General features: G+C 69.3%; 22 protein-coding genes and 1 pseudogene. 17 read left to right on the top strand and 6 right to left on the bottom strand.

Annotated elements, in window-relative coordinates; genetic code table 11:
• Window positions 1-52: 52 nt before the first annotated feature.
• Window positions 53-1,474, bottom strand: coding sequence for a D-alanyl-D-alanine carboxypeptidase/D-alanyl-D-alanine endopeptidase (gene dacB, locus ACEOAB_RS28345; protein ID WP_495653275.1), 1,422 nt, complete (start codon window positions 1,472-1,474; stop codon window positions 53-55).
• Window positions 1,475-1,481: 7 nt separating this feature from the next.
• The gene (locus ACEOAB_RS28340) at window positions 1,482-2,069 is read right to left on the bottom strand and encodes an NUDIX hydrolase (protein ID WP_413751348.1); all 588 of its coding nucleotides are present in this window, start codon (window positions 2,067-2,069) and stop codon (window positions 1,482-1,484) included.
• 79 nt (window positions 2,070-2,148) lie between these two features.
• Between ACEOAB_RS28340 and ACEOAB_RS28335 the strand changes: the two genes are divergently transcribed.
• The 5 genes from ACEOAB_RS28335 to pyrF all read left to right on the top strand — a co-directional run bounded on the left by ACEOAB_RS28335 (window position 2,149) and on the right by pyrF (window position 5,952).
• Window positions 2,149-2,916, top strand: a complete 768-nt coding sequence (locus ACEOAB_RS28335) for a DeoR/GlpR family DNA-binding transcription regulator (RefSeq protein WP_495653274.1) — start codon at window positions 2,149-2,151, stop codon at window positions 2,914-2,916.
• A gap of 34 nt (window positions 2,917-2,950) precedes the next feature.
• A complete protein-coding gene (gene tsaB / locus ACEOAB_RS28330) occupies window positions 2,951-3,664 on the top strand; it encodes a tRNA (adenosine(37)-N6)-threonylcarbamoyltransferase complex dimerization subunit type 1 TsaB (protein ID WP_495653273.1) in 714 nt (237 codons plus the stop codon).
• Window positions 3,665-3,668: 4 nt separating this feature from the next.
• The gene (gene rimI, locus ACEOAB_RS28325) at window positions 3,669-4,211 is read left to right on the top strand and encodes a ribosomal protein S18-alanine N-acetyltransferase (RefSeq protein WP_056592904.1); all 543 of its coding nucleotides are present in this window, start codon (window positions 3,669-3,671) and stop codon (window positions 4,209-4,211) included.
• 277 nt (window positions 4,212-4,488) lie between these two features.
• Window positions 4,489-4,989, top strand: a complete 501-nt coding sequence (locus ACEOAB_RS28320) for a uracil-DNA glycosylase family protein (RefSeq protein ID WP_495653272.1) — start codon at window positions 4,489-4,491, stop codon at window positions 4,987-4,989.
• A gap of 138 nt (window positions 4,990-5,127) precedes the next feature.
• Entirely contained in the window at window positions 5,128-5,952 is an 825-nt protein-coding gene (pyrF, locus tag ACEOAB_RS28315; RefSeq protein WP_056592897.1) for an orotidine-5'-phosphate decarboxylase, read from the top strand.
• A gap of 112 nt (window positions 5,953-6,064) precedes the next feature.
• Here the strand turns inward: pyrF and ACEOAB_RS28310 are convergent, their stop codons facing one another.
• Window positions 6,065-6,799 carry a helix-turn-helix domain-containing protein gene (locus tag ACEOAB_RS28310; RefSeq protein ID WP_056592893.1) on the bottom strand — a complete coding sequence of 245 codons (735 nt, stop codon included), beginning with the start codon at window positions 6,797-6,799 and terminating at the stop codon, window positions 6,065-6,067.
• A gap of 146 nt (window positions 6,800-6,945) precedes the next feature.
• On the opposite strand from ACEOAB_RS28310, the gene ACEOAB_RS28305 reads away from it, so the two are divergent.
• The 7 genes from ACEOAB_RS28305 to ACEOAB_RS28275 all read left to right on the top strand — a co-directional run bounded on the left by ACEOAB_RS28305 (window position 6,946) and on the right by ACEOAB_RS28275 (window position 13,331).
• Window positions 6,946-7,809: a hypothetical protein gene (locus ACEOAB_RS28305; protein ID WP_413749557.1), complete on the top strand. Its 864-nt coding sequence runs from the start codon at window positions 6,946-6,948 to the stop codon at window positions 7,807-7,809.
• Between the two features lie 14 nt (window positions 7,810-7,823).
• On the top strand, window positions 7,824-9,782 hold the full coding sequence (locus ACEOAB_RS28300) for an MFS transporter (protein ID WP_413749558.1): 1,959 nt from the start codon (window positions 7,824-7,826) through the stop codon (window positions 9,780-9,782).
• A gap of 150 nt (window positions 9,783-9,932) precedes the next feature.
• Window positions 9,933-10,442 (top strand): YiaA/YiaB family inner membrane protein, encoded by a 510-nt coding sequence (locus ACEOAB_RS28295; protein ID WP_413749559.1) that lies wholly within the window; start codon window positions 9,933-9,935, stop codon window positions 10,440-10,442.
• A 27-nt stretch (window positions 10,443-10,469) separates the two neighbouring features.
• Window positions 10,470-10,928, top strand: coding sequence for a hypothetical protein (locus ACEOAB_RS28290; protein WP_413749560.1), 459 nt, complete (start codon window positions 10,470-10,472; stop codon window positions 10,926-10,928).
• A 44-nt stretch (window positions 10,929-10,972) separates the two neighbouring features.
• Window positions 10,973-11,728 (top strand): DUF2145 domain-containing protein, encoded by a 756-nt coding sequence (locus tag ACEOAB_RS28285; protein ID WP_413749569.1) that lies wholly within the window; start codon window positions 10,973-10,975, stop codon window positions 11,726-11,728.
• Window positions 11,729-11,746: 18 nt separating this feature from the next.
• Entirely contained in the window at window positions 11,747-12,862 is a 1,116-nt protein-coding gene (locus ACEOAB_RS28280; protein ID WP_413749561.1) for a serine endopeptidase, read from the top strand.
• Between the two features lie 91 nt (window positions 12,863-12,953).
• Entirely contained in the window at window positions 12,954-13,331 is a 378-nt protein-coding gene (locus ACEOAB_RS28275; protein ID WP_009124759.1) for a DUF3597 domain-containing protein, read from the top strand.
• Window positions 13,332-13,464: 133 nt separating this feature from the next.
• On the opposite strand, the gene ACEOAB_RS28270 is transcribed toward ACEOAB_RS28275, so the two are convergent.
• Window positions 13,465-14,241 (bottom strand): SDR family NAD(P)-dependent oxidoreductase, encoded by a 777-nt coding sequence (locus tag ACEOAB_RS28270; RefSeq protein ID WP_413749562.1) that lies wholly within the window; start codon window positions 14,239-14,241, stop codon window positions 13,465-13,467.
• A 137-nt stretch (window positions 14,242-14,378) separates the two neighbouring features.
• Here ACEOAB_RS28270 and ACEOAB_RS28265 point away from each other — a divergent pair, with 137 nt between their 5' ends.
• Complete coding sequence (locus ACEOAB_RS28265) at window positions 14,379-14,744, top strand: hypothetical protein (RefSeq protein ID WP_413749563.1); 366 nt, start codon at window positions 14,379-14,381, stop codon at window positions 14,742-14,744.
• A 9-nt stretch (window positions 14,745-14,753) separates the two neighbouring features.
• Here the strand turns inward: ACEOAB_RS28265 and tgt are convergent, their stop codons facing one another.
• A complete protein-coding gene (gene tgt / locus ACEOAB_RS28260; RefSeq protein ID WP_413749564.1) occupies window positions 14,754-15,926 on the bottom strand; it encodes a tRNA guanosine(34) transglycosylase Tgt in 1,173 nt (390 codons plus the stop codon).
• Between the two features lie 5 nt (window positions 15,927-15,931).
• Window positions 15,932-16,975, bottom strand: a complete 1,044-nt coding sequence (gene queA, locus ACEOAB_RS28255; RefSeq protein ID WP_413749565.1) for a tRNA preQ1(34) S-adenosylmethionine ribosyltransferase-isomerase QueA — start codon at window positions 16,973-16,975, stop codon at window positions 15,932-15,934.
• 126 nt (window positions 16,976-17,101) lie between these two features.
• Here queA and ACEOAB_RS28250 point away from each other — a divergent pair, with 126 nt between their 5' ends.
• The 4 genes and pseudogenes from ACEOAB_RS28250 to ACEOAB_RS28235 all read left to right on the top strand — a co-directional run bounded on the left by ACEOAB_RS28250 (window position 17,102) and on the right by ACEOAB_RS28235 (window position 22,378).
• The gene (locus ACEOAB_RS28250; protein WP_413749566.1) at window positions 17,102-17,776 is read left to right on the top strand and encodes a DUF4166 domain-containing protein; all 675 of its coding nucleotides are present in this window, start codon (window positions 17,102-17,104) and stop codon (window positions 17,774-17,776) included.
• Window positions 17,773-19,266, top strand: coding sequence for a TIGR01777 family oxidoreductase (locus tag ACEOAB_RS28245; RefSeq protein WP_413749567.1), 1,494 nt, complete (start codon window positions 17,773-17,775; stop codon window positions 19,264-19,266). Before ACEOAB_RS28250 ends, ACEOAB_RS28245 begins: the two co-directional genes overlap by 4 nt.
• A gap of 10 nt (window positions 19,267-19,276) precedes the next feature.
• Window positions 19,277-21,480: pseudogene (gene recG / locus ACEOAB_RS28240) on the top strand (ATP-dependent DNA helicase RecG).
• 19 nt (window positions 21,481-21,499) lie between these two features.
• Window positions 21,500-22,378: a LysR family transcriptional regulator gene (locus ACEOAB_RS28235; RefSeq protein ID WP_495653271.1), complete on the top strand. Its 879-nt coding sequence runs from the start codon at window positions 21,500-21,502 to the stop codon at window positions 22,376-22,378.
• Window positions 22,379-22,423: the final 45 nt, after the last annotated feature.

Genomic DNA, 22,423 nt, shown 5'->3' with positions numbered 1-22,423 from the left:
CCATCAGAAGATTTCAGTACCCGGCAGGGTCGCGCAGGCCCGCCAGCTGCCGTCAGTTGTCCTGCGAGGCCCAGTCGACCAGCGCGTCGAACGCGGCGCGCGCGGCCCCCGCGTTCTCGCCGTTGGCGATGGCCACCAGCACGTAGCGCCGGCCGCTCGCACCGTCCACGTAGCCGGCTACGCCCGAGGCATCGCGCAGCGTGCCGGTCTTCAGGTGGGCCGAGCCGCCCGAGCGCAGCGTGCGCTTCTTCAGCGTGCCATCCACGCCCATGGCGGGCAGCGAGGACATCAGCTCCGGCATCACCGGCGAACGCCATGCCACCTGCAGCATCTTGCCGAGCGCGGCCGCGCTGATGCGCTCGTCGCGCGACAGGCCCGAGCCGTTCTCGAACATGGGTTGCGCCTCGCCCGTGCCGATGCGCTCGCGCCACCACTGGCCCAGCGCCGCGCGCGAGGCCTCGAAGGTGCCGCGGTTCTTCTGCGTGAGCCCGATCGTGAGGAACAGCTGCTGCGCCATCACGTTGTTGCTGTACTTGTTGATGTCGCGGATCACCTCGGCCAGCGGCGGCGACTCGAACTCGAAGGCCGGCTTCAGCCCCGCCGGCACGCGCCCTTCGCGCATCTGCCCGCCCACGCGCCCGCCCATCTCGGCCCACATGCCGCCGATGGCCCGCATGGCGTAGGTGCGCGGGTCGCCGTACGCCACGGCCCAGCTCTTCTCGCCGCAGGCGGCCGGGAAGCCGCCGTTGAAGCGGATGCGGTTCACGTCGGAGAAATCGGCGCGCAGCGTGCCGCGCCAGTCGCCGCATTCGCCGGGCACGAGCGCCACGGTGGGGGGCATCGCCACGCTTGCGAGCGGGGGCTCGTAGCTCACCCGCGCGATCTGGCCCGTGCGGTCGGGCGCGAAAGTCATGTTGACCGACTTGAAGTTCACGAGCAGCGCGTCGGGCGAGGCGTTGTAGGGCCGCAGCGGCTCGCCGTCGAAGGCGGACGGGTCGCCCTCGACCGTGGTCTCGAAGGCGCTGCGGTCGATCACGATGTCGCCGCTCACCGTGGTGATGCCCAGCCCCTGCACGTGGCGCAGCAGCAGCCACACGCGCTCGAGCACCAGCTTGGGGTCGCCCTGGCCCTTGATGTACAGGTTGCCGTTGAGCACGCCGTTGTTCACCGTGCCGTCGACATAGACCGGCGTGGTCCAGCTGTAGGCCGCGCCGAGCAGGTCGAGCGCGGCGTAGGTGGTGACGAGCTTCATGATCGACGCCGGGTTCACCGGCGCCTGCGTGCGCCAGGCCAGCCGCGGCTGGCGCGTGCCGTCGGCTTCGGCGACCAGCATGGTCACGGACTCGCGCGGCACCTTGGCGCGGGCGAGGGCGGCTTCGACCTGGGTCGGGAGGGCCTGCTGGGCGAATGCACTGGCCGAGGCCAGCGTTGCGAGGGTCAGTGCGAAGGCGGCGCGGCGGAGGGCAAAAGGCATGCGCCGATTATCTCGGCGGGAACAGGTGCAGCTTCGCGTGGTACAGCAGCATGACCGTCTTGGCGTCGGCGATGCGGCCGTCGGCCACCATCGCCAGTGCCTCGTCGATGCCAAGTTCCAGCACCTCGATGTCCTCGCCCTCTTCCGCCAGCCCGCCGCCCGCGCCGATGCGCATCGAGGACTCGTACGGCGCGACGAAGAAGTGCAGCTTCTCGGTGACCGAGCCCGGGCTCATGAAGCTCTCGAAGATCTTCTGCACCGCGCCGAGGCGGTAGCCGAGCTCTTCCTCGACCTCCGCGCGGATGCGCTCCTCGGGCGCGGCGTTGTCCAGCAGGCCGGCCGCGGCTTCGATCAGCAGGCCGTCGTGGCCGTTGACGAAGGCCGGGTACCGGAACTGCCGCGTCAGCAGCACGCTGCGCTGCGCGAGGTTGTAGGGCAGCAGCGTGGCGCCGTTGCCGCGATCGTAGGTCTCGCGGTGCATGCGCTGCCACTGGCCGTCGTTGCGCCGCCAGTCGAAGGCGGTGGAGCGCAGCGTGTACCAGTTGTCGGAAAGGAGGGTGACTTCGTGCACCCGGACGCGGTCTTGGATGGTCATGGCTGCGAGCATACGTGCATATTCGTGCAAAAACAAATAAAAACGTGCAATGCGACGGCCACGCCAGTACCATCGGGCAATGCTCACCAGCCAGCGCAAGCAACACATCCTTTCGGTCCTGAAGCGCGACGGCAACGTCGTCGCGAAGGCGCTCAGCGACGAACTCGGCCTGTCGGAAGACACCATCCGCCGCGACCTGCGCGAGCTGGCGGCCGAAGGTTTGCTGCAGCGCGTGCACGGCGGTGCGCTGCCGGTCGCGGCGGCCGAAGCCGACTTCGCGCGGCGCCAGCAGCTCGCGCCCGACGAAAAGGTGGCTATCGGCCGTGCGGCCGCGCGCCTCGTGAAGCCGGGGCAGGTGGTGTTCATCGACGGCGGCACCACCGCCGTGCAGCTCGCGCGCCATCTGCCGGCGAACCTGCAGGCCACCGTGGTCACGCACAGCCCGTCGGTGGCCATCGAGCTGGTGGCGCATGCCGGCATCGAGGTGGTGCTGATCGGCGGGCGCCTCTTCAAGCATTCAGTGGTGGCGGTCGGTTCGGCGGCGATGGCGGCCATTGCGCGCATCCATGCCGACACGTACTTCATGGGCGTCACCGGCGTGCACGCCGAGGCGGGGCTGACGACGGGCGACCTGGAAGAAGCCGAGATCAAGCGCGCGCTGATGGCGGCGGCGGCCGAGACGGTCGTGCTGGCCTCGTCGGAAAAGATCGGGGCGGCTTCGGCGTGGGTGGTCAACCCCGTGGCATCGGCCACCAGCCTGCTGGTGTCGCCGGACGTGCCGGCCCGGGCGCTGGCGCCGCTGCGCAAGGCGGGGCTGGCGATTCTGCGCAGCGATAACGGCGCATGAGCCCGGGAATTGGCCGCCCCTCGATAATCGGCGGATGCCCCTCGTCTTGCCCAAGCTGCTCGCATTCGACACCAGCACCGAGCACCTGTCGGTGGCCGTGCTGCACGGCGACACGCTGCACGCCCACAACGGCGTGGGCGGCGCGCAAGCCTCGACCACCCTGCTGCCGCTGATCCAGCGATTGCTGGGCGAAGCCGGGCTCGCGCTGGGCGAACTCGATGCCATCGTCTTCGGCCGCGGCCCCGGCTCTTTCACCGGCCTGCGCACCGCCTGCTCGGTGGCGCAGGGGCTGGCCTTCGGCGCCAACGTGCCGCTGCTGCCGGTCGACACGCTGCTCGCCGTGGCCGAAGAAGCGCGCCACGCCTTCGGCGCGAAACAGGTGGTCGCCGTGCTCGATGCGCGCATGGACCAGCTCTACGCCGCGCGCTACGACTTCGAGGCCAACGGCCCGCTCGGCGGGAACGACGAGCCCCTGCTGCTGTCGCCCGAGGCGCTTGAAGTGCCCGCCGGCTGGGCGCTCGCCGGCAACGCTTTCGCCGCCTACGGCTCGCGCCTGGCCCCGGCCGCCGCCCGCCACGACGCGCTGCCGACCGCCACCGCGATGCTGCGGCTGGCCCCCGCGCTGCTCGTGGCCGGGCGCACCGTGCCGGCGGCACAGGCCTGGCCGCTCTATGTTCGCGATAAAGTGGCGCAAACCACCGAAGAGCGCGCCGCCATCAAGGCGGCCGCAGCCGCAGCAGCCCATTGATCGCATGAGCGCCGTCCTCCAGCCCGTCGAAGCCCGCCTCGAACCGCTCACCGTCGAGCGGATCGATGCCGTCTGCGCGGTCGAGCAGACGGCCTACAGCCATCCGTGGACGCGCGCCAACTTCACCGACTCCATGGCCGTGGGCTACCACTGCCAGTGCCTGCTGGCGCCCGGCATGGCGCCCGGGGTGAGCTCGCCGCTCACCCAATTGGGCGAGACGCTGATCGGCTACTACGTCGCCATGAAGGGCGTCGACGAGGTGCACCTGCTGAACATCACCGTGGCGCCGGCCTTCCAGCGCCAGGGCTGGGCGCCGCTCATGCTCGAGGCATTGGGCGGCTGGTCGCGGGCCGAGGGCGCGCAGTGGCTCTGGCTCGAGGTGCGCCAGAGCAACCAGCGCGCACTCGACATCTACCTGCGCAACGGCTTTCGCAGCGTCGGCGTGCGCAAGGGCTACTACCCGGCGCACGACGGCAAGCGCGAGGACGCGGTCGTCATGAGCCTGCGCTTGAATGAAACAGGCAGCGCCTGGGGAGCCTTGCGATGAGCGCGGTGCAGACATTGAAGCTCGACGCCCGCCGGCGCGCGATGCTCGACGAGATGGGCGTGAAGGTCTGGTGGCCGGTGCCCGAGGCCGCCGAGGCGGCGCTTGGAAGGGCTTCCGCTGCAGCCGCCGAAGAGATGGCGGTCGTCCGCGAGCGCGTGGAGGCTGAAATGCCGGTGGCCGCACCGCCGCCGCTCGTGGCCCGGCCCGTCGCGGCACCCGTGCCGCCCCCGCACCGGCTGTCCGTCCGGCCGCTGCGCCACTGGCCGGAGGCGCCGCCGTGCTGGTCGAGGCGCCCTGCCGTCTCTATGCCGACGCCGGCACCGAATCCACACAGGGCGGCTGGCTGGTCGTGGCCGACATGCCGCCCGAGGCCGACGGCCGCCACGGCGAACCCTTCGCGGGCGACGCCGGCCGCCTGCTCGACAACATGCTGCGTGCGCTGAAGCTGCACGACGGCAAGACCCCCGTGCACCTCATGCGCACCCACCGTGGCGTGGCCGCCGGCCAGCCCGGCAGCCCGCGTGCCATGGACGAGGCCTTCGACGAGCATGCCGCCGCGCTCGCACCGCGCATCGTGCTGGCAATGGGCCCGCTGGCCGCGCAAAGCCTGATGCGCAGCGGCGACCCGCTGGGCAAGCTGCGCGGCCGCGCCGTGCCGCTGGCTTCCGCCGGCGGCGCATCGGTGGTGGCGACCTACCACCCTGCCTACCTGCTGCGCAATCCCGCCGACAAGGCACGCGCCTGGGCCGACCTCTGCCTGGCCGCTGAACAGGGCTGACCCCCAGGCTTCGCGCACTTCGTGTCGCTTCGCCAACCCCCTTGCAGGGGGCAACACCTGCGGCCCGGCGAAGCCGGTTCCGCGGTGTTCGCAGGCAGGTGGCGGGCGAGTGCGCGGGCATCCTTAAAATCGGACCCCATGACTTTCCTCGACAAGCTGGCCGCCGCACAGCAAAAAAACGGTTCCTTGCTTTGCGTGGGGCTCGATCCGGAGCCAGCCAAATTCCCGGGACAGCTCAAGGGCGACGCCAGCCGCATCTATGACTTCTGCGCGCGCATCGTCGACGCGACGGCCGACCTGGTCATCGCCTTCAAGCCGCAGATCGCCTACTTCGCGGCCCACCGCGCCGAAGCCCAGCTCGAACAGCTGATGGAGCACATGCGCCGCAATGCGCCCCACGTGCCCGTGATCCTCGACGCCAAGCGCGGCGACATCGGCTCCACCGCCGAACAGTACGCCCTGGAGGCCTTCGAGCGCTACGGCGCCGATGCGGTGACGCTGTCGCCTTTCATGGGCTTCGACTCGGTCGCGCCGTACCTCAAGCACGAAGGCAAGGGCGCGTTCCTGCTGTGCCGCACCAGCAATCCCGGCGGTTCCGACCTGCAGGGCCAGCGGCTGGCGGATGTCGAAGGGCAGCCCTTCCTGTACGAACACGTGGCCAGGCTGGCGCAGGGGCCGTGGAACCTCAACGGCCAGCTCGGGCTGGTGGTGGGCGCGACCTACCCGGCGGAAATCGAGCGCGTGCGCGAACTCGCGCCGACCGTGCCGCTGCTGATTCCGGGCGTCGGCGCCCAGGGCGGCGACGCGGTCGCCACAGTGCGTGCCGGCTGGCGCGCCGATGCGCCGATCATCGTGAACTCGTCGCGCGCCATCATCTACGCGTCGTCGGGCGATGACTTCGCCGATGCGGCGAAGAGCGCTGCGCGCACGACGCGGGACGCGCTGGAATCCGCCAAGCCCTGAAGGGGCCCTTCCAGGAACACCGCGGAACCGGCTTCGCCGGGCCGCAGGTGTTGCCCCCGGAAGGGGGTTGGCGAAGCGACACGAAGTGCGCGAAGCCTGGGGGAGAGCCGATTCAGGCTCTGCGGAGGCGGGTGAACAGCTCGAACTCCCAGTTGCGCATCCCCAGCAGCAGCGTGTACCCCTCGCGGTCCTTCGCCGACAGCTTCTGGTCCGTCTGGTGCTGCTGCGCGAAGTCCTGCGCCACGCGCTGCAGCCGCTCCAGGAAGGCCGGGGCCAGCGAACGGCTGATCGAGCCGTGCACCAGCAGCAGCCCCTCGGCCGGGCCGTCGAAGCCGCCGCGGTAGTAGTCCAGCACCACGTTCTCGCGGAAGAACTCCATCACCGGGCCGTGCGGCCGCCAGCGGAAGGTCTTGGCGAGCTTCAGGCGATACCGGTTGAGCGGGCGCAGCTCGATGATGCCGATCCGGTCCAGCTGCGCCAGGCAGCCGATGCACTCGGCTTCGCTGATGCGGTAGGCCGCCACGATCTGCTCCAGCGTCCACTGGCTCAGCACGCTGATGGCCACCAGCAGCAGCTTCTTGTCCTTGACCACGGCCTTTTCCTGCTCGTGCGTCAGCTCCTTCAGCAGCGGCTGGGCGTCGGCTACGCGGCGCGCCAGCTCGGCGAAATCGATCTTCAGCGCGCGGCAGATGGCGTCCACGCGCGACAGCGGCATGTCGCTCTTGGCCAGCATCCGCTTGACGCTGGATTCGGCCATGTCGAGCGACCGCGCCAGGTCGGCGTAGGTCATGCGGGCGCTCTTGAGTTCGTTCTTGAGGGCTTGGACGAGATCGACGGTGGTGCTCATGGCCCGGAAGCGTACACGGGCGCCGATAAGTATCAATTGGAGATACCGGCAGGAGTGAATTAGTGCCTCGTATCGATTCTCGATGCCTGTGGAGCGGCCCGCGCCTAAATTCGCGGCCCGTACCGACCCACTCACCGAGGACCGCCATGCTCCTGCCTCTTGCCAGTCGACTCAGCCGCCGCGAACGCGGGTTGCTATTCACCTTCGCGCTGCTCACTCTGGTCGCCTTCTTCGGCCCCGAGCTGCCGGCTGCCGAGGTCGCCATCGCCTCGGTGTTCGCCGACAACCGCGCCTGGCACGGGCTGCCCAACGCCATGGACGTGCTGAGCAACATCCCCTTCGTCGTGATCGGCCTGTGGGGCCTGTACCGGCTCAACCGCATCGACCGCTCGCACCAGGAGGCGCTGTCGCAGTTTCCGCTGGCCCCGCCCGCCAGCGATCCGCCGGACAACACGCTCGACTGCGCCTGGCTCTTCTTCGCCGGCCTGATCGCCACCGCCGCGGGCTCGGCCTTCTTCCACCTCGTGCCCGACGCACCCCGGCTCGCCGCGGACCGCGCCGGCATGGCGGTGGCCTTCGCCGGGCTGATCGGCGTGGCGGTCTGCGAGCGGGTGAGCCAGCGCGCCGGATGGCCCGCCGCCTGGTTCGTGCTGACCGCCGGCCTGCTCTCGGCCGAGGTGTTCCAGGAAACCGGCAACGTCATGCCCTGGGCGCTCGTGCAGTTCGGCGGCATGGCACTGGTGGTGACGCTGGCGCTGGCCACGCCGATGCGCAAGTCGCTCGGCCTGAAGCTCGGCTGGGCCATCTTCTTCTACGTGCTGGCCAAGGCTTTCGAGCTGGCCGACCACCAGGTCTACGAGTTCACGCAGCACGTGGTTTCGGGCCACACGCTGAAGCACCTGACGGCCTCGCTCGCCGGCCTGCCGGTGGTGTTCGCACTCCACAAGCTGGAGATGCACTGGGCAGCCGCGCTGCGGCACAATCCGGGCGCCGCCGCCGTGGCCGCATGAGGAGCACTCTTCGAATGACAAATCCCGCAGCCGCAGCCGCAGCCACGCCCGTGGTTCACGAGGAGAACGCCCACGCCAACCAGTTCGCCCTCCTCAAGCAGCGGCGCTTCGCGCCTTTCTTCTGGACCCAGTTCGCGGGCGCGGCGAACGACAACCTGTTCAAGTTCGCCTTCACCGTCATGGTGACCTACCAGCTGCAGCTGAGCTGGATGCCGCCAGCCATGGCGGGGCTGGTGATCGGCGCGCTGTTCATCCTGCCGTTCCTGCTGTTCTCGGCCACGGCCGGCCAGCTCACCGACAAGTTCGACAAGACGAAGATGATCCGCTTCGTCAAGAACCTCGAGATCGCGATCATGGTGCTCGCGGCCTGGGGCTTCGTGCGGGCCGACGCGGTGGTGCTGCTGGGCTGCGTGTTCCTCATGGGCCTGCACTCCACGCTGTTCGGGCCGGTCAAGTTCGCCTACCTGCCGCAGGTGCTCGACGCGCGCGAACTCACGGGCGGCAACGGCATGGTCGAGATGGGCACCTTCGTCGCCATCCTGCTCGGGCAGGTGGCGGGCGGGTTGCTGGTGGCGGTGCCGCAGATCGGCCACATGAGCGTGGCGGTGGGCTGCGTGCTGCTGGCGCTGGTCGGCCGGGGCGTGGCGCAGGCCATACCAAAGGCGCCGGCCACCGACCCGGGGCTGGTCATCAACTGGAACCCGATCAGCGAGACCTGGCGCAACCTCAAGCTCGCGAACCAGAACGTGGTGGTGTTCCGCTCGCTGCTGGGCATCTCGTGGATGTGGTTCTTCGGGGCGGTGTTCCTGAGCCAGTTCCCGAGTTTCGCGAAGGAAGTGCTGCACGGCGACGAGCAGGTGGCCTCGCTGCTGCTGGTGGTGTTCTCGGTGGGCATCGGCATCGGCTCGCTGCTGTGCGAGACGCTGAGCCGCCGGCAGGTGGAAATCGGACTGGTGCCGCTGGGCGCGATCGGCATGAGCGTGTTCGCCGTCGACCTGTACTTTGCATCGCGCGGCCTGCCGGCCGTGCCCGAGATGGGCATCGGCGCCTTCGTGCGCCAGGGCGCCCACTGGCGCGTGATGGCCGACCTGGCGCTGCTGTCGCTGTTCGCGGGCCTCTACAGCGTGCCGATGTACGCGCTGATCCAGCTGCGCAGCCAGCCCACGCACCGTGCGCGCATCATCGCGGCGAACAACATCCTCAATGCGCTGTTCATGATCGGCAGCTCGGTCATCGCGGGCGCGCTGCTGGGCGCGGGTTTCACCATTCCGCAGATCTTCTTGTTCACCGGCATCGCCAACGCGGTGGTGGCGTTCTACATCTTCATGCTGGTGCCCGAGTACCTGCTGCGCTTCGTGGCCTGGGTGCTGTCGCGCTTCGTCTATCGCTTCGACATCAAGGGCGAGTCGCACATTCCCACCGAGGGCGCGGCCGTGCTGGTGTGCAACCACGTGAGCTTCATCGACGCGGTGCTGCTGATGGCGGCGAGCCCGCGGCCGATCCGCTTCATCATGGACCACCGCATCTTCAAGGTGCCGGTGCTGGGCTGGATGTTCAAGCTGGCCAAGGCCATTCCGATCGCGCCGCAGAAGGAAGACCCCGCGGCCTACGAAGAGGCCTTTGCCAAGGCGATCGGCGTGCTGCGCGAGGGCGACCTGCTCGCGATCTTCCCCGAAGGCGCGATCACCCGCGACGGCGAGCTGCAGCCGTTCAAGGGCGGCGTGATGAAGATCCTTGAAGGCGCGCGCGCCCAGGGCATCGAGCCGCCGGTGATCCCGATGGCGCTGACCAATCTCTGGGGCTCGTACTTCAGCCGCATCGAGCTGCGCGGCGGCGAGCGCGTGGCCATGGCCAAGCCCTTCCGCCGCGGCTTTTTCAGCCGCGTGGGGCTGAACGTCGGCGGTCCCGTGCCGCCGGTGGAAGTGCAGCCCGAGTCGCTGCGCCAGCGTGTGAGCGCCCTGCTGGCCGCCTGAGGCGCAGCTCCTTTCCGGCGCGCAAGGCACCGGAAAGTATCGATTGCAGATACCGGTGGCGCTGAAAACCGCAACTGGTGCAAGCATTCAAGCCCCGCGGTGCGGGAGCGAACCATCATTCGCTCACCTTCACTACGCCGCGAGGCACACATGCAACCCCTCTCATCGACCACGACCGTCTTCATCCAGCGCGACACGCGGGCCTGGCAGTTCCAGGCCTGGGCCTCGTTCGCGATCGCCGTCTTCCTGTGCGCCACCGGCCTGAGCTGGCTGCCGGGCGAGGCGCTGGACCGGGCGTTCATGGTGATGGGCTATGTGTTCTGCCTGAGCACCGCCTTCATGCTGGCCAAGTTCGTGCGCGACAGCCAGCAGGCCGCCGAGCGCAGCGCCGAAGCGACGCGCGACGTGCCGATGTGGAAGCTGGTCGTCTGGGGCAGCTTCTTCACCGCGATGGGCCTGACCGGCTGGGGCCTCGTGCGCATGGAGATCAACGAGGCCTACAAGGCCTTCCTGGGCGTGAGCTGGCTGTTCCTGATCAGCTCGGCCTTCACGTTGGCCAAGACGCTGCGCGACCGCCACGAAGCCGACATGGCCGAAGCCCGCCTGCAGGGCCGCCGCATGGCCCGTGCCGAAGCTACTTCTTCTTCTGCTGCCGAATAACCCGCGTCCGATCAACGAAAGCCCATCATGAAAAAGTCGATTGCCGCCGTTCTCGTCGCCGTCTGCGCTGCCTTTGCCGGCGTCTCGGCTCCCTTGCAAGCCCAGGCGCAGAGCGACGCCTCCGTGGCCCTCTCGCTGATGCCTGTGGCGTCGGTGGTGGTCGCCGCCTCTGCGGTGGGGGCCTCGGCCACCACAGCGGTCGCGCTGCCCGCCGCGCTGTCGGTGGGCGGCTCGACGCTCACCGTGATCGCGGTCGAAGCCTCTGTCGACGGCACGGTGTACCTGCTCGAACGCGCCTCGGACGGCGCGCGCGCCAGCATCAAGGTCGCGGGCCGCGCGGCCGACGGCGTGTCGAAAGCCGTGGGCACCAGCGTCCTCGTCAGCGTGATCGGCACGGGCGTCGTGCTGTCGGCCGCCGGCGAGGTGCTGGCCTTCGTGCCCAATGCCATCGGCCGTGCGCTGCTCCACAACGAGAGGTTGTCGTGAAATCCGCGTTGGCCGTGTTCGCTTGGCTCGCCGTCGCAGCCGCGATGGCCGTGCCGATGCAGGCGCAGGCCGGCCGCTCATGCGAGCAGGCCAAGCCAATGCCTGAAGTGATCGTCAAGGGCATGCAGCTGGCCGAGCGCACCTCGCAGGCGCTCGACGCCAGCGGCGCGCGCGTCGTGATCCTGGCGCGCGCAGGGCAGGACCTGAGCAAGTACGGCCTGCGCTACTCGCACCTGGGCTTCGCCTACAAGACGGATGCCGGCCCGTGGCGTGTGGTGCACAAGCTCAACCAGTGCGGCACCGCGGTGGCCGCCGTCTACCGCCAGGGGCTCGGCGAGTTCTTCCTCGACGACCTGTGGCGCTACGAGGCGGCCTGGGCCGTGCCCACGCCGCAGGTGCAGGCGCAGCTGCTGGCCGCGCTGAACGAACCGCCCGCGCGCATCGTGCGGCTGCACACCGCGCCCTACAGCATCGTGAGCTATGCCTGGGGCCGTAAGTACCAGCAGTCGAACCAGTGGGCCGTCGAGACGCTGGCCGCCGCCATGGAGCCCGCCACCATCGGCAGCCGCGCGCAGGCGCAGGCCTGGTTGCAGTTCAAGGGCTACGAGCCGACCACGTTGAAGCTCGGCCCGCTCACCCGGCTGGGCGGGCGCGTAGGCTCGGCCAACGTGGCCTTCGACGACCATCCGAACGACAAGCGCTTCTCGGACCGCATCGAGACCGTGACGGTCGATTCTGTGTTCGCATGGTTGCCGCGTGCCGGGCTCGGCGCGGCGCCGGTGACCTTGAAGCTTCAATAAGAACGTGGAGAAAACAACATGAGCAAATCCTTGCGCCTTTCCGAAAAATGGTTCCGCCGCGGCCTCTGGCTGGTGGCCCTGGTGTTCGCGAGCTTCCTCATCGGGCTCGGCAGCACCGTCGTGAGCGACCTGCCGCAGGTCGAGCGCGTGCGCGGCATCGACGACTTCATCGACAAGCCGGCGGCCGAGCCGCTGCGCGCCACCGTCAAGGCCTCGGAAGCCGCCGAGCTGCAGGCCGCGCGCGACCTCGACCAGATCCGCCTGCAGCTCAACGCCGCGCAGCAGGCCAGCGCCAATGCACGCGAGACCTTCGGCAACTGGATCTCCACACGGCGCGCCACCGCGCAGCCCGATCAGGACACCGAACTCATCGCGCGCACCAAGGCGCTCGACGCCTTCAAGCAGAAGGAGGAGGAGCTGCAGCGCAAGGTCAACGCGCAGCAGAAGATCGCACTCGACGCGCGCCAGGCCGAGCAGCGCGCCTCCGAAGCGCTGTCGGTGCTGGAGCGCGACGCGCAGGTCAAGCTCGACGCCGAGTACCGCCGCATCGAACTGCGCGTATTCGCCTACCGGCTGGCGCTCACGCTGCCGCTGCTGGTCGTGGCCGGCTGGCTGTTCGTGAAGAAGCGCAAGAGCACCTGGTGGCCGTTCGTGTGGGGCTTCATCTTCTTCGCGCTGTTCGCCTTCTTCGTCGAGCTGGTGCCCTACCTGCCGAGCTACGGCGGCTACGTGCGCTACGTGGTGGGCATCGTGCTCACCGTGCTGGTGGGGCGCTACGCGATCATCGCGCTCAACCGCTACCTGGCGCGCCAGAAACTCGCCGAGCAGCAGCCCGACCAGGTGCGCCGCGAGGAGCTGAGCTACGACGTCGCCCTGGCGCGCCTGGGCAAGAGCGTATGCCCAGGCTGCGAACGGCCGGTCGACCTGAAGAACAACGAGATTGACTTCTGCCCGCACTGCGGCATCGGCCTGTTCGACCACTGCGGCCACTGCAGCACACGCAAGAGCGCGTTCTCCAAGTTCTGCCATGCCTGCGGCACCTCGGCGGGCGCGCAGGCGCAGTCGCCGCACACACCTGTGACCGGCACTGCGCAATCGGTCACGCCGGGTGCCCCGGTTCTGCCGGCCACGTAGCGGAACCGCCGCACGGGCGTGCTACAACCCGAGGCTGCGGCACGCAACGCCGTGCCGCGGGTTTTCCCATTCACATTGACGGAGTACACCCATGAGCATTTTCGGCAAGATTTTTTCCAAGATTTTTCCGTCGGCCAACGCCGCTGAAGTCGTCGCCGCACCGCCGGCGGCTGCACCGGGCGCGCCGGCCGCTGCCGCACCGCCGCCTGCGATCCCGCTGGGCGACGTGCCCGCCGTCCTGGACGCGATGCCTGGTGCCGCCGGCCTGAACTGGCGCACCTCGATCGTCGACCTGCTCAAGTTGCTGGGCCTGGACAGCAGCCTCGCCGCGCGCAAGGAACTGGCCAGCGAAATTCTCTACAGCGATGGCGAGCCGGGTTCGGCCGAATGGAACATCGGCCTGCACAAGCAGGTGATGAGCCGCATCGCCGCCAATGGCGGCACGCTGCCAGCCGAACTGCGCGACTAAGAAGATCGGTACCCGGGAATTTTCTTTTTCCAGAAACACCGCGGAACCGGCCTCGCCGGGCCGCAGGTGTTGCCCCCGGCAGGGGGAAGGCGCACGCGACACGATGTGCGCGTAGCCTGGGGGCGAGCCTGTTTCAGGTCCAGCCTGCGTCCACCACGTAGTCCTGCGCGGTGCACATGCGCGAATCGTCGGCCGCGAGGAACAGCGCCATTGCAGCGATGTCCTCGGCCATCACGCGGCCCGGCAGGCACTGGGCCGCATCGATCTCCGCGCCCGATTCGGGCTTCACCCACAGCTTGATCTGCCGCTCGGTCATCACCCAGCCCGGCACGATCGAATTCACGCGGATGTTCTGCTTGCCCAGGTCGCGCGCCAGCGAACGCGTGAGGCCGCGCGCCGCCGCCTTGCAGGCCTGGTACACCGGGTAGCCCCGGCCCTTGATCATCCAGCTGATCGAGCCGAAGTTGATGATCGATCCGCCGCCCAGCGCACGCATGTCGTCCGCCACCGCCTGCGCGGCGAAGAACTGGTGCTTGAAGTTGACGGCCACGAGGCGGTCGAAGTCCTCGCTGGTCACGTCGGCCATCTCGTGGCGGCGGTCGTTGGCCGCGTTGTTCAGCAGCACGGCGATCGGGCCGAAGCGTTGGCGCACCGCGTCGATGGTGGCGCCGAGCGCGGTCGTGTCGGTCACGTCGCAGGCCTGGAACAGCGCAGGGTGCTCGCCCTGCAGCTGCGCCGCGAGTGCGTTGCCGGCGGCGGTGTCGAGGTCGCAGAAGCCGACCTTCGCGCCCTGCGCGTGGAAGGCCCGCACCAGCGATTCGCCGATGCCGCTGGCGCCGCCGGAAATGAACACGGTGCGCCCGGCCAGCGACGGATAGCGGGCGGTGTAGGGGGACGATGCGTTGGTCATGGGAATGCGGCAACAGCAGTGGAAACGGAAGGCAAGCGTAGCGGATGAGCGGGCCCCCGGCGAGCCCGGGGTTGCCGGTCGGCGTATGGCTTCCGGCGAATGGGCAGCGCCGGCCGGCGTGGCTACGCTCCTGCCCCATGACGAACACCTTTCCCCGCCGCGCCGTCCTGGCGCTCGCGCTTCTTCCCGCCGCCCTGGCGGTGCGTTCCGTGCGCGCACAGGCGCCGGCGCCCGTGCAGCTCTTCAAGGTGGTCTCGCCGCGCGACGAGGTGATCGTGGGCGCCGACGCGGCGCTGCTCGGCGCGGGCGCCGGCCCCGCCGTGGAGCGGCTGGCCGCGCAGCTGGCCGCCAAGGGTCAGCTCACGCTGTGGCAGTACGCCTCGCACAAGGACCCGGGCGGCGCGCTGGTGCAGGCGCCGCTCAGGCAGATCGTGGTCTTCAAGAACGAGGCGCTGCGTATCGAGCCCTACGCCACGCCGCTGCCCATCCAGGCCCCGAAGTAAGAAGAAGCCTCAGACGCCTCGCGCCCGCTCCGACTTGAAGCGCGCGCGGAACTCGGTGAACGTGCCCGCGTCGAGCGACGCGCGAATCTCGGTCATCAGGTTCAGGTAGTAATGCAGGTTGTGGATGGTCGTGAGCATCGGCCCGAGCATCTCGCCGCAACGGTCGAGGTGATGCAGGTAGGCGCGGCTGAAGCCCTCGCGCCCGCCGTCGTTCCACGAAACGCCCGAGGTGCCGGCGCACGCATGGCAGGTGCAGCTGGGGTCGATGGGCTGCGGATCGCTCTTGTGGCGCGCGTTGCGCATCTTCAGGTCGCCGAAGCGCGTGAACAGCGTGCCGTTGCGCGCATTGCGCGTGGGCATCACGCAGTCGAACATGTCCACGCCGTCGGCCACGCCTTGCACCAAGTCCTCGGGCGTGCCCACGCCCATCAGGTAGCGCGGCTTGTTCGCGGGCAGCCGGTGCGGCGTGTGGCCCATGATGTGCAGCATCTCTTCCTTGGGCTCGCCCACGCTCACGCCGCCGATGGCGTAACCCGGGAAGTCCATGTCGACCAGCGCTGCGAGCGACTCTTCGCGCAGGTTCTCGAACATGCCGCCCTGCACGATGCCGAACAGCGCATTCGGGTTCTCCAGCCGTGCGAATTCGCTCTGGCAGCGCCTGGCCCAGCGCAGGCTCAGCTCCATCGAGATGCGCGCCTCGGCCTCGGTCGTGATGTGGCCCTTGGTGTCGTAGGGCGTGCACTCGTCGAACTGCATCACGATGTCGCTGTTCAGGATGGTCTGGATCTGCATCGAGACCTCGGGCGTGAGGAAAAGCTTGTCGCCGTTGACGGGCGAGGCGAACTTCACGCCTTCCTCGCTGATCTTGCGCATCGCGCCCAGCGACCACACCTGGAAGCCGCCCGAATCGGTGAGGATGGGCTTGTCCCATTTCTCGAAGCCATGCAGCCCGCCGAAGTTCGCCATCACGTCCAGGCCCGGGCGCATCCACAGGTGGAAGGTGTTGCCCAGGATGATCTGCGCGCCCATCTCCTCGAGGCTGCGCGGCATCACGCCCTTGACGGTGCCGTAGGTGCCCACGGGCATGAAGATCGGCGTCTGCACCTTGCCGTGGTTGAGCGTGAGCGTGGCGCGGCGCGCGTGGCTGTCGGGGTCGGTCTTGAGGAGTTCGAAGTTCAGCATGTCGTTCAGTCCGTTTGTCGCGCGAGCAGCATGGCGTCGCCATAGCTGAAGAAGCGGTAGCCGTTGGCGATGGCATGGGCATACAGCGCCATCACGTGCTCATAGCCCGCGAAGGCCGAGACCAGCATCATCAGCGTGCTCTTCGGCAGGTGGAAGTTCGTCACCAGCACATCGACGTGTTCGAACACGAAGCCCGGCGTGATGAAGATGCGCGTGTCGCCCGTGGCCTCGCCGCTCTTGGCCCACGATTCGAGCGTGCGCACCGTGGTCGTGCCGACCGCAACGACACGGCCGCCGCGTGCCTTGCATTCGGCAATGGCGCGCTGCGTGGCCCCGGGCACTTCGTAGCGCTCGGCATGCATCGTGTGCTCTGAGATGTTCTCGGTCTTCACCGGCTGGAAGGTGCCGGCGCCCACGTGCAGCGTGACGTTGGCGCGCTGCACGCCGCGCGCTTCGAGCTCGGCCAGCAGGCCTTCGTCGAAATGCAGTGCGGCCGTGGGTGCGGCCACCGCGCCGGGCACGCGTGCGAACACGGTCTGGTAGCGGCTCTCGTCGTCGGCAGAATCGGTGTGCGTGATGTAGGGCGGCAGCGGCACGTGGCCGCAGCGCTGCATCAGCGCGTAGGGATCTTCGCCCGCATCGCTCTCGAAGCCGAAGCGGAACAGCGCGCCGTCTTCATCGGGCCAGCGGCCCAGCAGGGTGGCGCGAAAGCCGCCGACCATCTCGAGCGTGGTGCCCACGGGCGGCTTCTTGCTGACCTTCATGTGGGCGACCACCTCGTGGCCCTGCAGCACGCGCTCGACCAGCAGCTCGAGCTTGCCGCCGGTCGGCTTCTCGCCGAACAGGCGCGCCTTGACCACGCGCGTGTCGTTGAAGACCAGCAGGTCGCCCGCGCGCAGCAGCGAAGGCAGGTGTTTGAAGATGCGGTCGACTGGTGCGGGCCCCGTGCCGTCGAGCAGACGGGAGGCGGTGCGTTCGGTGGCCGGGTGTTGCGCCACCAGCTCGGGCGGCAAGGCGAAATCGAAATCGGAAAGCGTGAAGGCGCGCATGGTGCTTGAGGGCCGGACGGGCCCGTGCCAAGGAGGCATGGGAAGAGAAGGATGCGGGAAGCGGGCGATTGTCCCATGGGTCGGGATCACGGGCCCGGCAAGGGGTTGCCGAGGCAGAATCGACGCATGGTCGATTCCTCCGTCGCGCGCGTCCCGCCAGCCCCTGCTCCTCCTTCCGAAGGCGAGCTCTTCAAGAAGATCCTGGGCGGCGCCTGGATGGGGCTGCACCCCGACATCCGCCGGCGCTTCGACAAGAACCCCTCGCCCGGCAAGGCACTGCACTACCTGGGCGCGCTCAGCGAGCTGCGCTGCTCGCGCTTCGGCAAGCTGCTGGGGCACCTCACGCAGCCGATGATCCAGGGCGCGCTGATTCCCTACAGCGACAGCCACTTCCCGGTGGAGATCCAGGTCTACGCCAGGCCCGGCGACCCCGCCATCTACAAGCAGCGCATCTACCGCCTGCACGGGCGCAAGCCGATCCAGTTCACCAGCTTCATGCGCGAGAGCGAGCGCGGCGAGGTGCTGGAGTACGTCGGCATGGGCCTGGGCATGAAGCTGGTGCTGAGCGTGGAGAACGGCAGCCTGCATTTCCAGAGCGACGGCTATTTCTGGGACGTGTTCGGCTGGCGCATTCCGCTGCCGGGCCTCTTCACGCCGGGCAAGACTTTCCTCTGGCACCACAACGAGACGCCCGAGCGCTTCAACATCCGCATCGAGATCCGCCACCGGCTGATGGGCACCACCTTCACGCAGGTCGGCGTGTTCGAGGAAGTGGCCGAGCCGCAGGCGGTGCCCGCATGACGCTCGACACGCACCTGCTGGCCCTGCAGCTCATGGCGGCCCAGGGCGTGCTGGGCGCCTTCGACACGCTCTACCACCACGAGGGCACGGAGGCGCTGCCGCGGCGCGGCACTGCGGCGCGCGAGCTGGCGATCCACGCGACGCGCTCGTCCATCTACTGCGCGCTGTTCCTCGGGCTGTCGGCGTGGGCCTGGCACGGCGCGTGGGCGTGGGTGCTGCTCGCGGTGTTCGGCGTCGAGATCGTGCTCACGCTGTGGGACTTCGTGGTCGAGGACGGCAGCCGCCTGCTGCCGCCCACCGAACGGGTCACGCACACGGTGCTGGCCATCAACGCCGGCGCGTTCATCGCGCTGCTGGCGATGAGCGCGGTCGGCTGGGCCGCGCAGCCGACCGCGATGGTGTGGCAGCCGCACGGCTGGCTCAGCGCATTCCTGGCGTTGTGCGGCGTGGGCGTGGGGCTCTCGGGCCTGCGCGATGGCTTCGCAGCGCGCGCGCTGTTCGGGCAGCAGAAGCAGGCGCAGGCGCGCGATGCCCTGGCGCCGGTGCGCTTCGGCACCAAGCCGCAGCATGTGCTGGTGACGGGCGGTACCGGCTTCATCGGCCAGATCCTCGTGCGCCACCTGTTGGCCGACGGCCATGCGGTGACGGTCTGGACGCGCGATGCGCGCTCGGCCGCCTGGGGCTTCGGCGGCGCGGTGCGCTGTGTGCAATCGCTCCACCAGGTCCCGGCGGCCGACCATGTTGACGTGGTCGTCAACCTCGCGGGTGCGCGAATCCTGGGCATGCGCTGGAGCGAACGGCGACGGCAGCAGCTGCTCAGGAGCCGTGAAGGGCTGACACAGCAGCTGGTGGCATGGATCGCCACGCGGCCACGCAAGCCGTGGCTGCTGCTCTCGGGCTCCGCCATCGGCTACTACGGCGTCCAGCCGCAGGGCGACGCTGCCGAACTCGCCGAAGATGCGCCGCCGCAAGACATCTTCATGTCGCAGCTGTGCCAGCGCTGGGAGCAGGCGGCACGCGCCGCTGTCGCGCACGGTGTGCACGTGGCCTGCATGCGCTTCGGCTTCGTGCTCGGCCACCAGGGCTCGCTGCCGCAGTTGCTGATGCCGGTCCGGCTCGGCATGGGCGGGCGGCTAGGCAGCGGGCGGCAATGGCTGTCGTGGGTGCATGTGCATGACCTGGTCCGCGCGATGGCGCATGTGTGGAGCGTGACCGAACGGGCCGCGGCCCCTGCGACGGCGCAGGCTTTCAACTTCACCGCGCCCGGTGCGCTGAGCCAGGAAGAATTCACCCGCGTCGCCGCCAGCGTGCTGCACCGCCCCTGCTGGATGCCCACGCCTGCCGCACCCGTCAAGCTGCTGCTCGGCGAGCAGGCCGACCTGCTGCTCGAAGGCCAGCGCGTGGTGCCCGCGCAGTTGCTGCGCACTGGCTTCCAGTTCATGTTCCCCGATGCCCGCAGCGCCTTGACGGACCTTTGCCGCCCGCGCTAGAAGCCCGTCCGTGCCTCCCAAGAAAGCCCCGTCCCCTGCAGCTTCCGCGAGTGCCGCCGCGCCGGCGCCCGCAGGCCCGCCCGGCAGCGGCCTGAGCCAGGTGCAGCGCGCCCTGCGCAAGCTCGGCCTCGTGCGCGACATCGACTTCGCGCTCTACCTGCCGATGCGCTACGAGGACGAGACGCGCATCGTGCGGCTTGCCGACACGCGCGACGGCGACATGGCGCAGGTCGAAGGCGTGATCACCGAATGCGAGGTGGTGTACCGCCCGCGCCGCCAGCTGCTGGCGACCATCGACGACGGCAGCGACACCTGCCAGCTGCGCTTCTTCAACTTCTATCCGTCGCAGCAGAAGCAGCTGGCGGTCGGCGCGCAGGTGCGTGTGCGCGGCGAGGTGCGCGGCGGCTTCGTGGGGCGGCAGATGATGCATCCGACCGTGAAGGCGGCCGGCACCGCATTGCCGAACGCGCTCACGCCGGTCTACTCGACCGTGGCTGGTCTCGCCCAGCCGGTGCTGCGGCGCGAAGTGCGTTCGGGCCTGGCGCGCGCGGTGCTCGACGAAACGATTCCCGTGCAGATCGGCCTGCGCGGCGCGTGGGACCTGCGCAGCGCGCTGAGCTTCCTGCACTACCCGACGCCCGACGTGTCGATTGCCGCGCTCGAAGACCACAGCCACCCGGCATGGCAGCGCATCAAGGCCGAGGAACTGCTCGCGCAGCAGCTGTCGCAACTGCAGGCGCGGCTGGAGCGTGCGGCGCAGCGAGCGCCGGTGCTGCCTGCATCGACCGAGCCGGTCGCCACCTCGCTGCATGCGCAGCTGCTCGCGGTGCTGCCCTTCGGCCTGACCGGTGCGCAGCAGCGCGTGGGCGAGGAGATCTCGGCCGACCTGCACCGCCAGATCCCGATGCACCGCCTGCTGCAGGGCGACGTGGGCTCGGGCAAGACCGTGGTGGCGGCGCTGGCGGCGGCGCGCTGCATCGACGCGGGCTTTCAATGCGCGCTGATGGCGCCCACCGAAATCCTCGCGGCCCAGCACTTCGGCAAGCTGGTCGGCTGGCTCGATCCGCTGCTCGCTGCGCGTGGTCTGCGCGTGGCTTGGCTCACGGGCAGCCAGAAGAAGAAGGAGCGCGACGAGATGTCGGCGGCGGTGGAGAGCGGCCAGGCCGCGCTGGTCATCGGCACGCACGCGGTCATCTCGGAGAAGGTGCGCTTCAAGAATCTCGCGCTGGCCATCATCGACGAGCAGCACCGCTTCGGCGTGGCCCAGCGCCTTGCGTTGCGCGGCAAGGCCGGCGGCGGCACTTTCAGCCCCCCTGAGGCTTCGCCTCACCCCCCCGAGGGGGGGCAATCCGGCTTGGGGCGGCCCGGCGCCGGATTGGAGCCGCACCTGCTGATGATGAGCGCCACGCCCATCCCGCGCACGCTCGCGATGAGCTACTACGCCGACCTCGACGTCTCCACGCTCGACGAGCTGCCGCCGGGCCGCACGCCCATCGTCACCAAGCTGGTGGCCGACCATCGCCGCGACGAGGTGATCGACCGCATCCATGCGCAGATCGCGCAGGGCCGGCAGGTGTACTGGGTGTGCCCGCTGATCGAGGAGAGCGAGGCGGTCGACCTGCGCAACGCGACCGAAACGCGCGACGAGCTGGCCGACACGCTGGGCGAGCCCATCCAGGTCGGCCTGCTGCATTCGCGCATGCCCACGGCCGAGAAGCAGGCGGTGATGGCCGCATTCACCGCCAACGAGATCCAGGTGCTGGTGAGCACGACCGTGATCGAGGTGGGCGTCGATGTGCCCAATGCCTCGCTGATGGTGATCGAGCATGCCGAGCGTTTCGGCCTGTCGCAGCTGCACCAGCTGCGCGGCCGCGTGGGGCGCGGTGCGGCGGCCTCGGCCTGCGTGCTGCTCTATGCGCCGGGCGACAGTGGCCGTGTCGGCGAAGCGCGCGCGCGCGGCTCAAGGCGATGGCCGAGACCGGCGACGGCTTCGAGATCGCGCGGCGCGACCTGGAGATCCGCGGCCCCGGCGAATTCCTGGGCGCACGCCAGTCGGGCGCGCCGCTGCTGCGCTTCGCCGACCTGACGACCGACACGCTGCTGCTCGACTGGGCGCGCGAACTGGCACCGGTGATGCTGCAGAAGCATCCCGAACTGGCGCAGCGCCACATCGACCGCTGGCTCGGCACCAAGGCCGAGTACCTGAAAGCCTGATTCCGGGACCGCAACGCAAATGAACCTTCGATTCGTGGAAGCCTTCCACTGGGCGGTGGCGCTCAAGAGCGTCACGCGCGCCTCCGAGAAGCTGCACCTGACCCAGTCGGCCCTGTCCAGCCGCATCGCCGCGCTCGACCGGCGCGACAAGCAGTTCCGCCTGACCGTGGCAGGGCAGCGCTTCCATGCCTTCGCGCAGAAGCTGCTCGAGATGCAGATGCACATCAAGGCCGAGATGGGCTCGGGCGCGGCGCGCGAGACGGTGCTGCGCGTCGGCGCCATCGAGTCGGTGGTGCACAGCTGGCTCACCGGCTGGCTCAAGCACATGCAGGCCACCCACCCGGACTTCGAGCTCGAGCTCACGGTCGAAACCACGCCGGTGCTGGTCGACCAGCTGCAGCGCGGCAAGCAGGACCTGGTGTTCGCCGCGCTGCCCGCCGCCGGCGACGGCGTGCGCACGCGCGCCGTGCCGCCGATGCCCATGTGCTTCGTCGGCCACCGCGAGCTGCACCTGAAACGGCGCTACCGCCTGGCCGACCTGCTGTCGCTCGACCTGCTGACCTTCCAGCGCGGCTCGCAGCCGCACGTGGCGCTGCTCGAGCTGTTCCGCGAGGCCGGCAGCCCGCCGCCGCGCGTGCACGCGATCTCCTCGATCTCGGCCATGGCCCAGCTGGTCGAGGCGGGATTCGGCGTCGCCACGCTGCCGCGCGCCGTGGTCGAGCCGCTGGCGCGGCGCCTGCCGCTGCGCGTACTGCCGTGCGAGGACACGCTGGAGCCGCTGCCCATTTATGCGAGCTACCGCGACGACCCGTCGTCGCCGCTGCCGGAGGCCGCGCTCGGCTCCGCCGTGGTGCATGCCTCGCACCGCCAGGGGTCATCGAAAAAATCGATGAACTGAGCGAGAAACTTTGCGTTGGCGTTCGTGAGCGCGCATTCCCACAAT

The sequence above is a fragment of the Variovorax sp. Varisp53 genome, from assembly GCF_059491555.1.
This window is presented reverse-complemented; position numbering and strand designations above follow the sequence as displayed.